Source organism: Leifsonia tongyongensis (assembly GCF_010686705.1).
In the GTDB taxonomy this organism is placed as follows: Bacteria; Actinomycetota; Actinomycetes; order Actinomycetales; family Microbacteriaceae; genus Diaminobutyricibacter; species Diaminobutyricibacter tongyongensis.
In genome coordinates this window covers 135,830-151,238 of record NZ_JAAGWY010000002.1, presented here as the reverse complement: position 1 = coordinate 151,238, position 15,409 = coordinate 135,830, and the positions used below count along the sequence as shown (strand labels likewise).

Below are 15,409 nucleotides of genomic sequence, written 5' to 3'. Positions count from 1 at the left end.
ACGCCGGGCCGGTGTCAGCCAAGTATTCTCCTCGCGGCACGCCCAGCGGAAGGTGTAGGACGGAAGCGACGGAAGGAACGGCCATGGGCACACTGATCGCAGTCGAGTTCCTGAGCCTCGACGGAGTGATGGAGGAGCCGCGGTGGAGCGGGCCGTGGTTCGACGACGAGGTCGCCCGGTTCCAATTCGACAACCTGATGGAGAGCGACTCGCTCCTGCTCGGCCGGGTCACCTACGAGGGGTTCAAGGAGGCGTGGCCGGCGACGTCGGACCCGCAGGGCTTCGCCGACCGGATGAACGCGCTGCCGAAGCACGTCGTGAGCGCGACGCTGACCGAGCCGGAATGGAACGCGACCTTCGTCTCCGGCCGGGTGGTCGACGCCGTCAGGCAGCTGAAGGCCGACACCGATGAGCGGATCATGCTCGAGGGCAGCGCCACCCTGTTCAACGCCCTCTACGCGCACGGCCTCATCGACGAACTGCGACTCATGATCTTCCCGATCACCCTGGGCAGCGGAAAACGGCTTTTCGACGAGACGGGCCAGACGAAGACGATGGAGCTCGTGAAGTCGCAGCTCTCGCCGAGCGGGGTCGCGATTCTCACGTATCGGCCGGCGTAGGCGCGGAGACTCGCCTCGCGGTCATGTCGGTCGTGTTCATCACGACTGCCGCGCGGGCCTGGCGGGCGAACGCCGGCGCGAACGGTTTCGCGGCCCGGGCGAGCATCCGGAGCATGCCGAGCGGGACGTGACGGATGCCGGTCGCCATGGGGGACGCGGCGACCGCGGCTTCGGCCAATCCGGTGAAGCTCTGGCAGCGGCCGCCGGTCACGTCGAACTCGCGGTTGCGGTGCGGATGCTCGCCGATCGCCGCCGTGATCGCATCGGCCACGACGGCAACGGGAACGAAATCGATGAGGTTCGCCCCTGGGCCGAAGACGATGGCCTGGTGCCGGTCTCCGACGTGCGCGCCCACGATCCCCGTCCAGGTTTCGAGGAACGGGGTCGGTCGGATGATCGTCCAGGTCAGGTTGGTCGCTTTCAGGGCGCGCTCGGCCGCGAACTTGGCGCGGTGCAGGCTCATCGGATGATCGGCGGAGGCGCCGTAGGCTGAGACCAGGACGATGTGGCGGACTCCTGCCTCGGCCGCTCGGCCGATCGCAGCGATGTTCGCGTCGCGATCGATGGTCTCGGGGCTGATCCCCCGCGGCCCCACGAACCCGTGGGCGGCGAGGACGACGACCTCGCAGCCATTCATCGCGCGTTCGACCGCGGGCGTGTCGCGGAGGTCGGCGACGACGACCTCGACCCCGTCGGCCGGGACCCGCGACGCATCCCGGGTCAGCACCCGGACCTGTTCGCCGCGTGCGACCAGGTCGGCGACGAGTGTCCGGCCGAGCGTCCCGCTCGCACCCGTGACGAGGATCATGGCCGTGCATCCTGAACGGCACCGTGTGTTGCGCGAGCGATCGCGCCGTCGATGTCGGGTCCGGATGCGGTCACCGGCTCGAGATAGAACCGGGCGGACGCGATGGCGTCGGCCTCGACGACGAAGACGATCACACCGCGCATCAGATGCTGGGTACGGTCGGGACGCGTACCGGACATCTCCCATTCGCTCCAGACCGTCGACCCGTCGACGGCGGTTGCGAGCAGGTCTGCTCGCAGATCGGGGATGGCGCCGAAGAGCGCTGCCCAGTTGCGTGCGACCTGGGCCGAGCCGCTGAAACTCTGGGCCGGATGCACCGGGGTCACGTTGACGTAGTCGTCGGCGAAGCACGCTGTCAGGGCGTCGAGATCGTGGGCGTTCGTCGCAGCCGCGAGACGGGTGATGACGGACTGCGGATCGGTCGAACCTCGCATGGGAGGCCTCGATTCCATTATTGGTAGCTGGATTCAATACGGTAGCATAGAATGAATCTCATGTCCACGGAATCGAAGCGACGCCCCTACGACTCGCGGGCCCGCCGCGCGCAGGCGCATCGCAACCGCACGGCGATCCTGCGTTCCGCGCGCGAGCGGTTCCTCGCCGACGGGTACGCAGCGACCACGATCGCCACCATCGCCGACGACGCGCAACTCTCGGTCGACACCGTCTACAAAGCCTTCGGAGGCAAAGGCGGGCTGGTCCGGGCTATCTACGACGAGAGCCTCCTCGGCGCGGGCCCGACAGCGGCGCCCGTCCGGTCCGACGAACTGCAGAACAGCGAGGCGGATGCTCGCGCGATCGTCCGCGGATGGGGAACGCTCACCGCCGAGGTCGCGCCCCTGGTGGCGCCCATCCATCTTCTGGTCCGGGATGCGGCGGCATCCGATCCCGAGATGGCCGCGCTGCTGCGCGACAGCGACACGAACCGCCGGGCGCGCATGCGGCACAACGCGCAGTCGCTCGCCGAACGCGGTCAGCTCAGACCGGGCATCACCCTCGCCGAGGCGACCGATGTCCTGTGGGCATTCAGCGCACCCGAGCTGTTCGAGCTGCTGGTGCTCCGGTCCGGATGGTCGGCCGAGCGCTTCGGACGCTACATCGCCGAGTCCCTGGAGTCGGCACTCCTCGCCTGACGCCAACTGCCCGACGGCGAGCGTCAGCTCGCGCGGGGAGCGAAGGAGGCCTCGAAGATCGAGCGGGCGTGCGCGGCGACCGGGCCACGTTCATCCGCTGCGGTCCGCGCGAGCAGGAAGGCCAGCATCGAGAAGGCGAGCATGACGTCGGCGCTCGAGACGTGGGTTCCCACCCGGCCGGCGGCCTTGTCGCGCACGAGGACAGCCTCGACGACCGTACCGACGCGCTCGGCCAGGTGTTCGGCGCGCGGATCACCGAGGTTCGACGAGACCACCTCGATCAGTGCCGTCGACCCGAGCGCCTGCTCGGTGACACCGTCGAAGAGGTCGCTCAGTGTCGCATCCTTGCTGGAGCCGAGCGCCTCGAGTTCGTTGATGTTGTCGTCGAAGACGGCGACGGCGAGGGAGATCCGATCAGGGAAGTGCCGGTACAGGCTGCCCTGGCCGACGCCGGCGCGACGCGCGACCGCGCTGAGCGGCGCGCTGAACCCGGATTCGGCGAAGACGTCGCGGGCTGCAGCGATCAGTGCACGCCGGTTGGCGGGGCCGGCGCTCGGTCCGCGGTTTGCTTTCAGATTGTCCGGCACGGGTGTAGCGTACTACCGGACAAGGATGTCCGGTAGGAGCACCCGTCTACGCTCCCCACGAATCAGGAGGAACAACCCCCATGCCCACAACAACCCGACTGACCGGCGATTCCTCGATCGGGACCTGGCTCGACGACCCCATCGGCGGACCGATCATGAACGAGCTGCTCGCACAGGCCGGCCAGAACGCATCCGTTATGAAGCCGGTGCGCCGCCTTGCGCTCAAGCGCCTCATCAAGCTCAGCCAGGGCGCGTTCACCGCAGAGATGATCGACGACCTCGTGGCGCGCGCTGCCGCAGGAGAGGTGCCTGCCGGCGCCGAGGCAGCCACCGGAGACGGCGGCGCGACCGATGACGCCGAGCACGGCGCCCCCGCTGCCGAGACCCCCGCCGCCGAGACCCCCGAGTGGGTCGAGAAGGTCACCGATGGTCGGTTCAGCGGCAAGACCGTCATCGTGACGGGCGCAGGCTCCGGCATCGGCCGCGCCACCGCATCCCGCATCGCGCGCGAAGGCGGCCGCGTCATCGCCGTCGACATCTCGCGCGAGCGACTCGACGACTTCGTCGCTGAGCTTCCGGATGCGCAGATCGTCGCCGTCACCGGAGACATCACCGACGAGGCCGCGATCGCCGCGATCGTCGCAGCAGCCGGCGACAGGATCGACGGGCTGGCCAACGTCGCCGGGATCATGGACGACATGACGCCGGTCCACGAGGTCAGCGACGACGTGTGGCGCCGGGTTTTCGCGATCAACGTCGAAGGCACGATGAAGCTGACGCGCGCGGTAATTCCCACGATGCTCGCCCAGGCGTACGGATCGATCGTCAACATCGCATCCGAGGCCGCCCTGCGCGGTTCCGCCGCGGGCGCCGCCTACACCGCCTCCAAGCACGCGGTCGCCGGCCTGACGAAGAGCAGCGCGTTCATGTACGGCCCCAGCGGTATCCGTGTCAACGCCGTCGCTCCGGGCCCGACCATCACGAACATCGAGGCTCGGTTCGCGTCCACGCTCGGCGCCGAGCGGGTCCAGCTCGCGATGACCGTGTTGCCCGACCCGGTCGAGGCGGACGCCCTCGCCGCGTCGATCACCTTCCTGCTGAGCGACGACGGCGTGAACGTCAACGGGGTCGTCCTGCCCTCCGACGGAGGCTGGTCGGCGGTCTGATCCCCGCATCCCCATCGATTCATCAAAAATGGCTAGTGGCGCGCGCGCACTAGCCATTTTTGACAACCAGGCTGCTCGACAACTCAGCCGAGGAGCTTGGCCTTAGCTGCGGCGAACTCCTCATCGGAGAGGATGCCCTGCGAGTGCATGGAGGCGAGGTTCTGCAACTGCGCCATCATGTCGTTCGAGGGCGCTGCCGCAGGCGCCGGAGCTGCCGCCGCCTGCTGCGCCTGCTGCGCCGCGACAGCCTGCTGCGCCGCGTACTGCATCTGCGCCTGCTGCTGCTGTTGCTCGTAGGCCTGCGCTTCCGCCGCCTGCTGCTGACTCGCCTCCTGGCGCCCGCGTATGCCCCCCGAAACCGCCGTCGCCGTTCCTGCGACGACCGCCGTTGTGGCTGCCGCGCGCACCAGGCCGCCTCGACCCATCCGTCGACCCAACATGTCTGTCCTCCTTCGGACGATCTACTCGACGCCGCTCAAAGCGGCGATCTCGTTGACGACAGGAGCAGGGATGCGCTCCGTGCGCAGCACCGCCCCGCCTGCGTTGAAAAGGGCCTCCGCGAAATTGCGGGCCCAGGCGTGCTCGACGACGAGGAGCGCCGCCGATGTTCCCGGTTCGAGGTCGCCGGCGAAGTCGGAGACGTCCTCCTCGCCGGCGATGCCGACTTCGAGGAGTTCGAACTCGGGGAGCCCGTACGCGTCCGCCACCTCGTCCACCTCGAGGACGACCACATCGCCTGTCTCGTAGGAGCGCGTCACGAAGAGCAGGTCGAGCAGCCTGACCACTCCCGAGTTGACGAGTTCGACGATCGCGTTGACCACGTCGGGCCCCGGGCGCTCGCCGTCGAAGCCGATCAGGAAGATCTCGACCGGTCCGTACTCGAATTCAGCCATGATGCGCCCCCGAACGCGAAAATCGGCCCTGAACTGCGATTGTCATGTCTCTTCCCTTCGTGTTGATTGATGCTGGTCCGTCCGCGTCGCGTCGGGCGAGCGCGGGTTCACCGAGACGAGCTCGATGTTCAGGCTGGCGACGGTGTCGAGCAGACCGTGGAGTCGCGCCTGGTCCGGGACCGTGCCGACCAGATGGGTGAACCCATCCTCGACTTCGGTCACGTCGAACCCGGGAAACGCACCGAGGACCGCCGGGCTGAGTGTGCCCCGGATCACGATCTCGTAGGTTTCGTTGAGCACGACGCTTCTCCTGCCTGGCCCCGACCTTCCCGTACAGTGTCGGCTCATGCCGCGTCGCCGTCATCATCCGGAGAGGGTGATCCCGTCCGCTCACCCCAATTCGGGTGTGGCTTCGAGCCACGACTCCTGCCAGACTGAGGGCAGATAGAGAGAGCTGGGTTATGGGTGAAAACCACAGCGTTCCACATCACGCGATAGACAGGCCGGCGCTTCGGGGAGTGCTCGACGAAGTGTTGTCGCAGCCGCTCGCGCTCGTCGTGGCGCCCGCCGGGGCCGGCAAGACGGTGCTGCTCGAACAGTGGGCGGAGACGCATCCCGACCGCTCGTTCGTCTGGCTCGACATCGTCCCGGCAGACAACGACCCCGCCCATTTCGCCGCCAAGCTGGTCGCAACCCTTTCCCGCGTCGTACCGCATTTCCTCGACGCTGCTGCGCCCGTATCCATCAGCGGCCGCCGGCTCGGCGAAACCTTCCTCGAGGTGCTGCCGGCGCGCCTGAGGACTCTGCCCGAGACCGTCATCGTCCTCGACGACGTGCACCAGCTCACGAATCGGAGCCTCCTGGACGACCTCGAGCGGATCGTCGAGTTCGCTCCCCCGAACATCCACACCGTCTTCTCGACCCGGATGGACCTCCCTCTCGGCTGGAGCCGACACCGCCTGAACGGTGATCTCGTCGAACTGCGCAGTGCCGACCTCGCCTTCGACTTCGACGACTCGGCCGAACTGCTCGCACGGCTCTGCGGGCGGCCGTTCGACCCCGAGGCCGTCGCGGCACTGGTCACTCGCACCGAAGGGTGGGTCGCCGGGCTGCAGTTGGCCGCGATGACGATGAAGGGGCGTGACGATCCCGAGGAGTTCATCGAGCACTTCGGCGGAACCGACCGGCTGGTCGCCGACTACCTCACCGATGAAGTGCTGCGGGCGCAGCCGTCGCGGCGGCGGACGAGCCTGCTGCGGGCATCCGCCTTCGACGAGATGTCCGCCGACCTCATCACAGAGGTCACGGGAGAGGACGGCGCACAGTCATGGCTCGAGTCGCTCGAGCGCGAATCGATGTTCCTCGTGCCCCTCGACACGCGACGCGAATGGTTCCGCTTCCACAATCTGTTCCGCGACCTGCTGCGCTACCACCTGCGTGCCGAAGAACCGGGAGCCGAACCCACGCTTCTTGCGGGCGCCGCCGACTGGTACCTCGCCCGTGGGGACGTGCAGCGCGCTGTGGAGTACCTGTTGCGCGCCCGGGAATGGGAGCGCGCGCTGACGCTCGTACGAACCAGGGGGGCACACGTCTATGAGCGTGGCGAACTGCGCACGGTGATCCGATGGATGACCGACCTCCCCGACTCCGTGGTGCACGATCGACTCGACCGGCTTTTGCTGCTCGGGTTCCTTCACGGACTGGAGGGTCAGGTCGTGGCGGCGGCAGATCCGCTGCGGCGGGTGATGAACGACCCCGACGCCACCCTCAGCCAGCAGCTCGTGGCCCACGCCATCGTCGCCTGCGAGGCGTGGTGGAGTCCGCGCCCGGAATCATCGGTCGACGCGGCGAAGCGATCCCTAGCGCTTCTGGATGCGAACCCGGGCGCGTCCACGCCCGACCTGCTGGGCCTCACCCACTACGAATCCCTCAGGACGATGACCCTGTTCTCGGGTGGTCGCGCCCACTTCCTCTGCGGTGACCTGGCGGAGGCGAGGCGGTGGCTCGAACTCGCTACGCGCTCCGAGGGTGCCGACTACGCACCCTGGCGCATCAGTTCGCTCGGTTCGCTGGCGCTCGTCGAGGCCTGGTGCGGACGTCTGGGCCGAGCCGAGGAGCTCGCGACCGAGGCACGTGCAATCGCCGAGGAGGCGAACCTGGTCGCGCATCCGTCGACGGCCGACGCCTACCTTGCGTCGAGCCTCGTCGCGGCGGAACGATCCGAGCCGGAGCACGCGGAGCGGATGCTCGCCGAAGGGGTCGCCCGGGCGGCTGCCACCAGGCGCACCCAGCTGATGTGGATCGCACACCTCGTGAGTGCCATGCTCGGCCAAACGGATTCTGCAGCCGAACTGGCGGTCGTGCCGGAAGGGCCGCCGCCACCGGTGGTTCGCGATCGCCTGACCGCGCTGAGGCAGCGCGAGCGGCGGCTTTCGGGCAGGGACTCGCTGCCGTGGGCGGCTGAGCCGGAAAGCTCGGATGCTCCTGCCACGCGCTTCGAGCAGACCGCGTATGCTCTCGCACACCTCCAGCCGCAGCGGGCCCGGGCGTTACTGGGGACGGAAGCCGAGCCACGCGACGACGAGCCTCTCGTCACCGTCGAGCGGCTGCTCCTGCGCGCGTGGCTCGCCGATGTCGAAGGCCGTCCGCCGGCGGCGGAGCGACGGCTCGGGAAGGCGCTTGCGCTGGCGGAGGAGCACGCGCTCGTCGATGTGTTCCTGCGTGCCGGCCCGCACGTCGTCGCGCAGCTCGCCCAGCTTCCGGGTCAGCGGTCGGCTTTCGTCGAGCACGTTCTGGAGCGCGCCGCGACGACGCTCGCCCCCGCAGCTTCTTCCATCCTGAGCGAGCCCCTGACCGAACGGGAACTCGAGATCCTGGCCTGCCTGCCCAGCCGCTCGACGAACGGCGAACTGGCGGACCGCTTCTACGTCTCAGTGAACACGATCAAGACCCACATGGTGCACATCTACCGCAAGCTCGACGTGCCGAACCGGAGTGCGGCCATCGTCCGTGCGCAGGAACTCGGCCTGCTCCGCTGACAGCAGTGCCGGCGGCACCCGTGGGCACCGCCGGCAGCGTCGTGGGAATCAGTGGGCGATGGCCGGCTCTGGGCTCCTGAGCTCGGCCGCGCTGTCGTGCGCGACCGGGACGGCCACGCGCCCGCGACGCCGGAACAGGAGTGCCGAGATGACCGCACCGACAGCGAAGAACAGGGCACCCCAGAGGTAGGCGACCGAGTAGCTGTGCACCGCGGCATCCGTCACGACCGACGGAGTCGGGGGCAGGTGCGAGGCGAGGTAGTCGGCGGCCGCCGTCGCCGCCAGGGTGTTGAGCAGAGCCGTACCGAGCGAGCCGCCGACCTGCTGGCTCGTGTTGACCGTCGCGGAGGCCACTCCGGCGAACGCGCGGTCGACACCGAGGGTCGCCGTCTGGATCGACGCCGGCATGATCGACCCCATTGCGAAGCCGAGGATGAGCAGCGGCGGCAGGATGTCTGCAGCGTACGTGCTGTGCTGGTCGAGATGCGTGAGGTAGAGCATCCCGATCGCGCCCAGCGTCATCCCGAACGGAACCATGAGCTTCGGCCCGAACCGCGGCAGGAAGATGTTCGTCGACAGCTGCGCGGAGGTGACCAGCATGGCGATCATCGGCAGGAAGCCGAGACCGGTCTGGATGGGCGTGAAGTGCAGCGTGGTCTGCATGTAGTAGGTCACGAAGAGGAAGATGCCGAACATGCCCGCACCGGCGATGAGCACGGAGATGAAGGCGGCGCCGCGGTTGCGGTCGAGCACGATGGCCAGCGGCAGCAGCGGATGCGCAGCCCGGCGCTGCCAGAAGACGAACGCGACCAGCAGCACGACCGCCGCAGCGAGGAAGCCCCAGGTGAGCGGTGAGCCCCAGCCGTCGGTCTCGGCGTTCGAGAAGCCGTAGACGAGGCTGAACAGGGCACCGGATACGAGAACCGTGCCGGGGATGTCGAGCTTCGGGCGCGGGCCGGAGCGCTTGACCGACGTCACGAACAGGGCGGCTCCGACGATGGCGAAGAGCGCGATGAAGACGTTGATGTAGAGGCTCCAGCGCCAGCTCAGGTCCTGGGTCAGGAAGCCGCCGAGGAGGAGTCCGACTGCGCCGCCGGCGCCGGCGATCGCTCCGAACACGCCGAAGGCCCGAGCGCGTTCCTTGGGGATCGTGAACGTCGTGGTCAGCACGGCCAGCGCGGTCGGCGCGAGGAGTGCGCCGAATGCGCCCTGGAGCGCGCGGGCCCCGACGAGCAGCCCGAAGGAGTTCGCCGCACCTCCGAGCGCGGATGCTGCCGCGAAACCGATCATGCCGATGATGAAGGTCCTCTTGCGACCCATGAGGTCGGAGAGCCGGCCTCCCAGAAGCAGCAGGCTGCCGAATGCGAGCGAGTACGCGGTGATGATCCACTGGCGTTCGGCGTTGGTGAAGCCGAGGTCGGCCTGGGCCGACGGGAGTGCGATGTTGACGACGGTCGAGTCGAGCACGACCATGAGCTGTGCCAGCGCGACGGTGGCGAGAGTCCACCAGTGACGCGTGGTCGCGGGCGCCTGAGCGACGGCCTGAACAGGGGAAGTTGTGGGGGGCATGTGAACACTATATACGGAACTGGCCAGTTTCGGATAGTAGAAGTTCCGGATATTAACGGTTCCTTAACTGCTATGATGGCTTCAGCAGAACGCGCACGACAAAGGGAGATGGCCGCGATGACGCAGCTCGACCTCACGCAGAACGAGGCCGCCACAGAGCCCTCGGACGACGTGCCCACGAAGCTCGGCCGGAAACGCGACCACACGCGGGATCCCGAAATTCTCGAGGCCGCGCTCGACGTCCTCGCCGAGACCGGCTATGACGGCATGACCATCGAGATGGTCGCCAATCGCGCCAAGGCCGGCAAGGCGACGCTCTACCGCCGGTGGGCATCCAAAGGCGAACTCGTCATCGACGCCGTCGCCTGCATGAAAAGCGTCGACCTCGACCTCGCCAACCTCCCCGACACCGGCACCCTCCGCGGCGACCTCATCGCGATGATCAAGCCGCACACGATCGAAGACGGCGAGAAGAAGCTGCAGGTCATGGCCGGGCTCATGTCCATGCTGTCACGCGCGCCCGAACTCGCCGACGCGGCCAATGCGGCCATCGTCGAACCGCGAGCCAGGGTCAATCGCATCCTGCTGCGCCGCGCCGTCGAGCGGGGCGAGATCTCCGCCGACTGCGACATCGACGCCCTGTCGGTCCTCACGCCCTCGATGGCCGCCTACCGCACGCTGATCCAGCGCAAGCCGGTCGACCGCGACTTCCTCATCTCCCTGATCGACGGCGTCCTGCTCCCCGCCGTGGGTATCACTCCCCCGAGGCCCTGAGCGGCGCCGGCCGGCACGCCGGCCCGTCTGCCCCGGCCACCCGGGCACCTCACGCGTTCACAATTCAGGAGATCTGCGACCCATTTCCCGCGACACGCCCAGGAAAGGGGTCAACTGGGCCAGGTATCCGCCGAATCTCCTGAATTGTGAACGCGGGGTCCGCGCGAAACTTCGCGATCCGGGAGTTCGACACCTGGCTCGTCCCGCCCTCGGCCGGTCCGCGAGCACGCGTGCGCGCCCTCCGTGCCTCCACGGAATTTCGGCCGTCGACCCCTGGATCCTCTTTACTTTCAGGCCCGACAGGCGCACCCTTTTTGTCGAGCATGAAAGTGAGTCATTCTCATGAAAAGGAAATCCGCGCGCCGCCTACTGGTCCTCACAACGGCTGTGAGCCTCGCGGCACTCGCGCTGTCCCCTGCCCCCGCGTTCGCGGCGGACCCCCTCGCAACCGACGTGGTGGTCAGCGCGCACCAGAACACACCGGCGGCGAGCGTGACGACCGCGGCCTTCTCGACGAGCCATACCGGAGAGCTGCTCGTCGCATTCATCGCCACCGACGGCGCGACGACGGCGGGCTCCGCCAAGGTCAACACTGTCACCGGCGGCGGACTCACCTGGAGCCTGCGGAAACGCACCAACAGCCAGTACGGAACCGCTGAGATCTGGCAGGCGGTCGCGCCGACGGCACTCACGAACGCCACCGTGACGGCGAACTACGTGGGGTCGTATGTCGCCTCCCTCACCGTCGCCGCCTTCACCGGCGCCGACACGACGACGCTGGGTGCTGTCGGCGGCGACAGTGCGGCGACCGGCGCCCCGAGCGCCAGCCTGACCTCGACGCGTACCGGGTCCTGGGTCTGGGGGGTCGGCGACGACTGGAGCACGGCCACGCCGCGCACGACCGGCATCGGCCAGACCCAGGTGGACCAGATGCTCGCAAGCGTCGGCGACACGTTCTGGACCCAGCGGCAGACCGTTCCCGGCACAGTCACCGCGCCGTCCACCGTCACGATCAACGACACCGCCCCGACCACGGATCGCTGGAATCTCTCCCTCATCGAGATCCTGCCGGCCGGTACCGGCGGCGTCGACACCGCCCCGCCCGCGGTGGCGCTGACCAGCCCCGTCGGTGGCGCAACGGTGTCAGGGACGGTCACCGTGTCGGCTTCCGCAAGCGACAACGTCGGGGTTGCGAGCGTCGCGTTCGCACTCGATGGGTCGCCGCTCGGGTCGGCCCTCACATCCACCCCCTACTCGCTGCCGTGGGATACCACGTCAGCTGTCGGCGGATCGCACACGCTCACGGCGACGGCCACGGATGCCGCAGGCAACACCGCGACGAGCGCTCCCGTCACGGTCACCGTCGCCAACGCCGCCGACCCGTCGGTCGTCGGATCGTGGGGCCCCGTCGTGCCGTGGCCGGAGGTCTCGATCCATGCGGCGCTCACGAACACGGGCAAGATCCTCACCTGGATGGGCGACTTCAGCCAGGGCGGCCAGCAGTACCTGCTCGATCCGACGACCGGTAGCTACAGCCAGGTGCCCGACGCCGCCGTCGACCTCTTCTGCGCCGGCCAGGCCGTGCTCGCCGACGGCCGCATCGCGGTGATCGGCGGCACCGCGACGAGCGGCGGTCTTGGGATCAAGGCGGTGACGGCATTCAACCCGGTGACCTCGACCTGGCAGCCGCTCGCACCGATGAACTACCCGCGCTGGTATCCGACCGGCACGACTCTCGGCGACGGCCGGGTGCTCGTCACGTCCGGTTCCGACACGACGTCGACCGACCTGGTGCAGGTGCCGGAGGTGTACAACCCGCCGACCAACACCTGGACCTCGCTGCCGGGCGCGACCAAGCTCATCCCCTACTACCCCTTCATGTACCAGTTGCCCGACGGCCGCGTGCTCCAGGTCGGCGCGAGCGAGGACCCGACGCTGACGCAGTCGCTCGACATGTCGACGCTGCAGTGGACGACGATCGACTCGCGTGTGCTCGACGCCGCGTCGGTGACCAGCTACGCGCCGGGCAAGTTCCTGAAGGCGGGCACAGCATCCGACGGGGGCTTCAGCGGCCAGTCCGCCAAGACCGCCTACACGCTCGACATGAACCAGCCCAACCCGACGTGGCAGCCCACGGCCTCGATGGCCTATGCGCGCAGTTTCGTCAACCTCACGACCCTTCCCGACGGCAATGTGCTCGCGACCGGCGGCGGCACGGACAAGTCGGGGCAGAACGAGGCGCTCGCCGTGAAGCCCGCCGAGCTGTGGCACCCGAGCACGGGAACCTGGACGACGGTCGCCTCCCTGACGGCGCCGCGGCTCTATCACTCCGTGGCCCTGCTGCTGCCCGACGGCCGCGTCTTCGTGTCGGGCGGCGGTGGCGACACCGGGGTGACCAACGAAGAGAACTACCAGATCTACTCGCCGCCGTACCTGTTCAAGGGCGCCAGGCCGACCATCACCGCCGCGCCGTCGACGGCGCAGTACAACAGCACCGCGTTCGTCCAGACCCCGGATGCAGCCGGCATCGGGTCGGTCATGCTGGTGCGGACCGGCTCGATCACACACGGCTTCGACCAGAACACCCGCACCATCCCGCTGAGCTTCACGAAGGTCGCGGGTGGCCTGAACGTGCAGCTGCCGGCCAACGGCAACGCGGCCCCTCCCGGCTACTACATGCTGTTCATCGTCAACGGGGCTGGCGTACCGTCGGTCGCAGCGATGACACGCTTCCCGGCACCGTACGAAGACACGGTTCCTCCGTCGGCACCGGGAGCCCTGACCGCCACGGGTGGCACCGGCCAGGCCGCGCTGGCCTGGGGCGCGGCGACGGACAACGTCGGCGTCACGACCTACGACATCTACCGGTCGACGACCGCAGGATTCACCCCGGCCGCGGGCAATCGCGTCGCCCAGGTCGGCGGAACGACCACGACCTGGACGGACACCGGACTGGCCGCCGGCACCTACTACTACCGCGTGGCAGCCGAAGACGCCGCCCACAACCTCGGCCCCGCATCCAACGAGGCGCAGGCGGCGGTGACCAGCTCGGGCACGTACCGCACGATCACGGTCGACAAGATCGCCACCGCGCATCAGGGCACGAATACGTCCACGATCGCCGCGGCCGGCGTCACCACGACCGGCAGCAACGAACTCCTGCTCGCCTTCATCAGCTCGGACGGCCCGAGCGCAGGCGGGAGCGCCGCCATCTCGTCGGTCAGCGGCGGAGGTCTGACCTGGACCCTCCGACAGAGGTCGAACGCCCAGGCGGGCACCGCCGAGATCTGGCAGGCGGTCGCGCCCGCACCGCTCACCAACGTCACCGTGACCGCTACCCAGGCATCCGGCACGTGGCAGTCGTCGATGTCGGTGGTGGGCCTGCTGAACGCGGACGCGTCCTCCGGGGCCACGGTGGCAGCATCGGGTGCGACGGGCGCTCCCGCCGCGTCGCTGACGACCACACGGGCCGGCTCGTGGGTGTGGGGTGTCGGAACGGACTGGACGGCTGCACGAACCCACACCGCCGGGGCGGGGCAGACCATCGTAGACCAGTACCTCCCGCCGGCGGGTGACACCTACTGGCTCCAGCGCCAGACCGCGCAGACCCCCGGGTCCGGCACGAGCGTCACGATCAACGACACAGCTCCGACGACCGACCAGTGGGATCTGGCGTTGATCGAGATCCGGCCGGCTCTGTAGAAACGCGTGCGTCGATTATCGGGAGATATTCGACAATCCCCTAGAACTTTGTCAGGACCTGTGCGTACTCTTCGAGGTCCATCGGTTTGTGCCGAACTGGGGAATAGGGGTGGATGGCATGACGATCCGTTCGCAGAACGTCCCCCGCGCCACGCGTGCACCACTGCGGGTCGGGATGATCTCCCGCAAACGACTCGAACGACTGGCCCGCCAGGACTCCGCCACCAGCGCGCCCGCCGGCCGGTTCGACGGCGACGCGGAGCCGTCGACGCCCACCGTGCAGGCGATCCAGGCGCACGCCAACGGCTACGCGCGTCGCGAAGAACAGCGCTTCTTCTCGCGCATCAGCGCCGAGCTCACCGAGTACCGGATGCTCACCAGGGCGCTCGAGGACGACCTCGCCGCCTACGAGATGAAGACCGACGAACTCGCACCGCCCGACCGCGAAGCGATCGCGGAAGGCCGCGGACCGATCTTCGAGGAGCTCCGAAGACTGGAGCGCCGGATCAGCCGGGGCCGACGTCGGCGCGACGAACTGGGGGCGGTCATCCACGCCCGCTTCACGGCGGCCCGCCTGCGCGCGAGCCGCTACTACGACCACTCGGACGAGAAGATCGCCATCTACTGGGGCGCCTACCGGCGCTCCGGCACCCAGGATCGCCCGGTCGACCGCGCACCCGTGCTCCGGCGCTCGGACTGGCTGACGACGAAAGAACAGACCAAACTGCTCGAACTCTGGCAAGGGAGAACCGATGCCCAGACGTGACCGGCCGCTGGCCGACTATGACGTTCCCACGACGGGGCGCATCCGTCGTCGCCTCTTCTGGCGGCTTCGCAGGATGCGGGATGCCGTCGACGTGGAGACCCTCGAGGTCTTCGAGCACGAGCTCTCGGCTTTCGAGCGCGCCGGCGCCGCCGAGCTGGATCGCCAGCGCACCCGCAATGTGGCGACGTGCGCCGAACGCGTCTCCGCTGCGCAGAAGCGCGAAGAGCTCATCCGCACCGCGATCATCCGCACCGACGACCAGATCAGGCGCGCCGACATCGCCGTCGAGCGCCTCGACGCCAAGCTCCTCGGGCGCGACCCCGAGTTCCACAACTACGCGTGAACGGCTGAAG

15 protein-coding genes are annotated in these 15,409 nt (G+C 68.5%); 8 read left to right on the top strand and 7 right to left on the bottom strand.

Annotated features, from left to right (window positions below; all coding sequences use genetic code 11):
* Positions 1 to 83: 83 nt before the first annotated feature.
* Positions 84 to 620 carry a dihydrofolate reductase family protein gene (locus G3T36_RS08685; protein WP_163289374.1) on the top strand — a complete coding sequence of 179 codons (537 nt, stop codon included), beginning with the start codon at positions 84 to 86 and terminating at the stop codon, positions 618 to 620.
* Here G3T36_RS08685 and G3T36_RS08680 read toward each other — a convergent pair.
* Complete coding sequence (locus tag G3T36_RS08680; protein ID WP_163289372.1) at positions 601 to 1,428, bottom strand: SDR family oxidoreductase; 828 nt, start codon at positions 1,426 to 1,428, stop codon at positions 601 to 603. The two genes, G3T36_RS08685 and G3T36_RS08680, sit on opposite strands and share 20 nt — an antisense overlap.
* Complete coding sequence (locus G3T36_RS08675) at positions 1,425 to 1,862, bottom strand: nuclear transport factor 2 family protein (RefSeq protein WP_163289370.1); 438 nt, start codon at positions 1,860 to 1,862, stop codon at positions 1,425 to 1,427. Before G3T36_RS08675 ends, G3T36_RS08680 begins: the two co-directional genes overlap by 4 nt.
* Positions 1,863 to 1,922: 60 nt before the next feature.
* Between G3T36_RS08675 and G3T36_RS08670 the strand changes: the two genes are divergently transcribed.
* On the top strand, positions 1,923 to 2,561 hold the full coding sequence (locus G3T36_RS08670; protein WP_163289368.1) for a TetR/AcrR family transcriptional regulator: 639 nt from the start codon (positions 1,923 to 1,925) through the stop codon (positions 2,559 to 2,561).
* A gap of 23 nt (positions 2,562 to 2,584) precedes the next feature.
* Here G3T36_RS08670 and G3T36_RS08665 read toward each other — a convergent pair whose 3' ends face one another.
* Positions 2,585 to 3,148: a TetR family transcriptional regulator gene (locus tag G3T36_RS08665; protein ID WP_163289366.1), complete on the bottom strand. Its 564-nt coding sequence runs from the start codon at positions 3,146 to 3,148 to the stop codon at positions 2,585 to 2,587.
* Between the two features lie 80 nt (positions 3,149 to 3,228).
* Here G3T36_RS08665 and G3T36_RS08660 point away from each other — a divergent pair, with 80 nt between their 5' ends.
* Positions 3,229 to 4,314 carry an SDR family NAD(P)-dependent oxidoreductase gene (locus G3T36_RS08660; protein WP_163289364.1) on the top strand — a complete coding sequence of 362 codons (1,086 nt, stop codon included), beginning with the start codon at positions 3,229 to 3,231 and terminating at the stop codon, positions 4,312 to 4,314.
* A gap of 83 nt (positions 4,315 to 4,397) precedes the next feature.
* On the opposite strand, the gene G3T36_RS08655 is transcribed toward G3T36_RS08660, so the two are convergent.
* The 3 genes from G3T36_RS08655 to G3T36_RS08645 are packed head-to-tail and all read right to left on the bottom strand — an operon-like array spanning position 4,398 to position 5,507.
* Entirely contained in the window at positions 4,398 to 4,754 is a 357-nt protein-coding gene (locus G3T36_RS08655; RefSeq protein WP_240148418.1) for an SHOCT domain-containing protein, read from the bottom strand.
* Between the two features lie 21 nt (positions 4,755 to 4,775).
* A complete protein-coding gene (locus tag G3T36_RS08650) occupies positions 4,776 to 5,207 on the bottom strand; it encodes a DUF6325 family protein (RefSeq protein WP_163289362.1) in 432 nt (143 codons plus the stop codon).
* Positions 5,208 to 5,249: 42 nt separating this feature from the next.
* Entirely contained in the window at positions 5,250 to 5,507 is a 258-nt protein-coding gene (locus G3T36_RS08645; RefSeq protein WP_163289360.1) for a DUF8691 family protein, read from the bottom strand.
* Positions 5,508 to 5,725: 218 nt separating this feature from the next.
* Here G3T36_RS08645 and G3T36_RS08640 point away from each other — a divergent pair, with 218 nt between their 5' ends.
* Positions 5,726 to 8,245, top strand: coding sequence for a winged helix-turn-helix domain-containing protein (locus G3T36_RS08640; RefSeq protein WP_163289358.1), 2,520 nt, complete (start codon positions 5,726 to 5,728; stop codon positions 8,243 to 8,245).
* A gap of 48 nt (positions 8,246 to 8,293) precedes the next feature.
* On the opposite strand, the gene G3T36_RS08635 is transcribed toward G3T36_RS08640, so the two are convergent.
* Positions 8,294 to 9,814, bottom strand: coding sequence for an MFS transporter (locus G3T36_RS08635; protein WP_163289357.1), 1,521 nt, complete (start codon positions 9,812 to 9,814; stop codon positions 8,294 to 8,296).
* 117 nt (positions 9,815 to 9,931) lie between these two features.
* Here G3T36_RS08635 and G3T36_RS08630 point away from each other — a divergent pair, with 117 nt between their 5' ends.
* The 4 genes from G3T36_RS08630 (at position 9,932) to G3T36_RS08615 (ending at position 15,399) form a co-directional block, all read left to right on the top strand.
* Entirely contained in the window at positions 9,932 to 10,588 is a 657-nt protein-coding gene (locus G3T36_RS08630; protein ID WP_163289355.1) for a TetR/AcrR family transcriptional regulator, read from the top strand.
* 342 nt (positions 10,589 to 10,930) lie between these two features.
* On the top strand, positions 10,931 to 14,290 hold the full coding sequence (locus G3T36_RS08625) for a galactose oxidase-like domain-containing protein (RefSeq protein WP_163289353.1): 3,360 nt from the start codon (positions 10,931 to 10,933) through the stop codon (positions 14,288 to 14,290).
* A 118-nt stretch (positions 14,291 to 14,408) separates the two neighbouring features.
* Positions 14,409 to 15,056, top strand: coding sequence for a hypothetical protein (locus tag G3T36_RS08620; RefSeq protein WP_163289351.1), 648 nt, complete (start codon positions 14,409 to 14,411; stop codon positions 15,054 to 15,056).
* The gene (locus tag G3T36_RS08615) at positions 15,043 to 15,399 is read left to right on the top strand and encodes a hypothetical protein (RefSeq protein ID WP_163289349.1); all 357 of its coding nucleotides are present in this window, start codon (positions 15,043 to 15,045) and stop codon (positions 15,397 to 15,399) included. Before G3T36_RS08620 ends, G3T36_RS08615 begins: the two co-directional genes overlap by 14 nt.
* Positions 15,400 to 15,409 lie beyond the last annotated feature (10 nt).

Bases quoted from the DNA above. Each gene is read 5' to 3' on its own strand.
- G3T36_RS08670 (WP_163289368.1), top strand. From the start codon at position 1,923: ATGTCCACGGAATCGAAGCGACGCCCCTACGACTCGCGGGCCCGCCGC.
- G3T36_RS08635 (WP_163289357.1), bottom strand. From the start codon at position 9,814: ATGCCCCCCACAACTTCCCCTGTTCAGGCCGTCGCTCAGGCGCCCGCG.
- G3T36_RS08620 (WP_163289351.1), top strand. From the start codon at position 14,409: ATGACGATCCGTTCGCAGAACGTCCCCCGCGCCACGCGTGCACCACTG.
- G3T36_RS08685 (WP_163289374.1), top strand. From the start codon at position 84: ATGGGCACACTGATCGCAGTCGAGTTCCTGAGCCTCGACGGAGTGATG.
- G3T36_RS08615 (WP_163289349.1), top strand. From the start codon at position 15,043: ATGCCCAGACGTGACCGGCCGCTGGCCGACTATGACGTTCCCACGACG.
- G3T36_RS08680 (WP_163289372.1), bottom strand. From the start codon at position 1,428: ATGATCCTCGTCACGGGTGCGAGCGGGACGCTCGGCCGGACACTCGTC.
- G3T36_RS08660 (WP_163289364.1), top strand. From the start codon at position 3,229: ATGCCCACAACAACCCGACTGACCGGCGATTCCTCGATCGGGACCTGG.
- G3T36_RS08655 (WP_240148418.1), bottom strand. From the start codon at position 4,754: ATGTTGGGTCGACGGATGGGTCGAGGCGGCCTGGTGCGCGCGGCAGCC.
- G3T36_RS08650 (WP_163289362.1), bottom strand. From the start codon at position 5,207: ATGGCTGAATTCGAGTACGGACCGGTCGAGATCTTCCTGATCGGCTTC.
- G3T36_RS08630 (WP_163289355.1), top strand. From the start codon at position 9,932: ATGACGCAGCTCGACCTCACGCAGAACGAGGCCGCCACAGAGCCCTCG.
- G3T36_RS08625 (WP_163289353.1), top strand. From the start codon at position 10,931: ATGAAAAGGAAATCCGCGCGCCGCCTACTGGTCCTCACAACGGCTGTG.
- G3T36_RS08675 (WP_163289370.1), bottom strand. From the start codon at position 1,862: ATGCGAGGTTCGACCGATCCGCAGTCCGTCATCACCCGTCTCGCGGCT.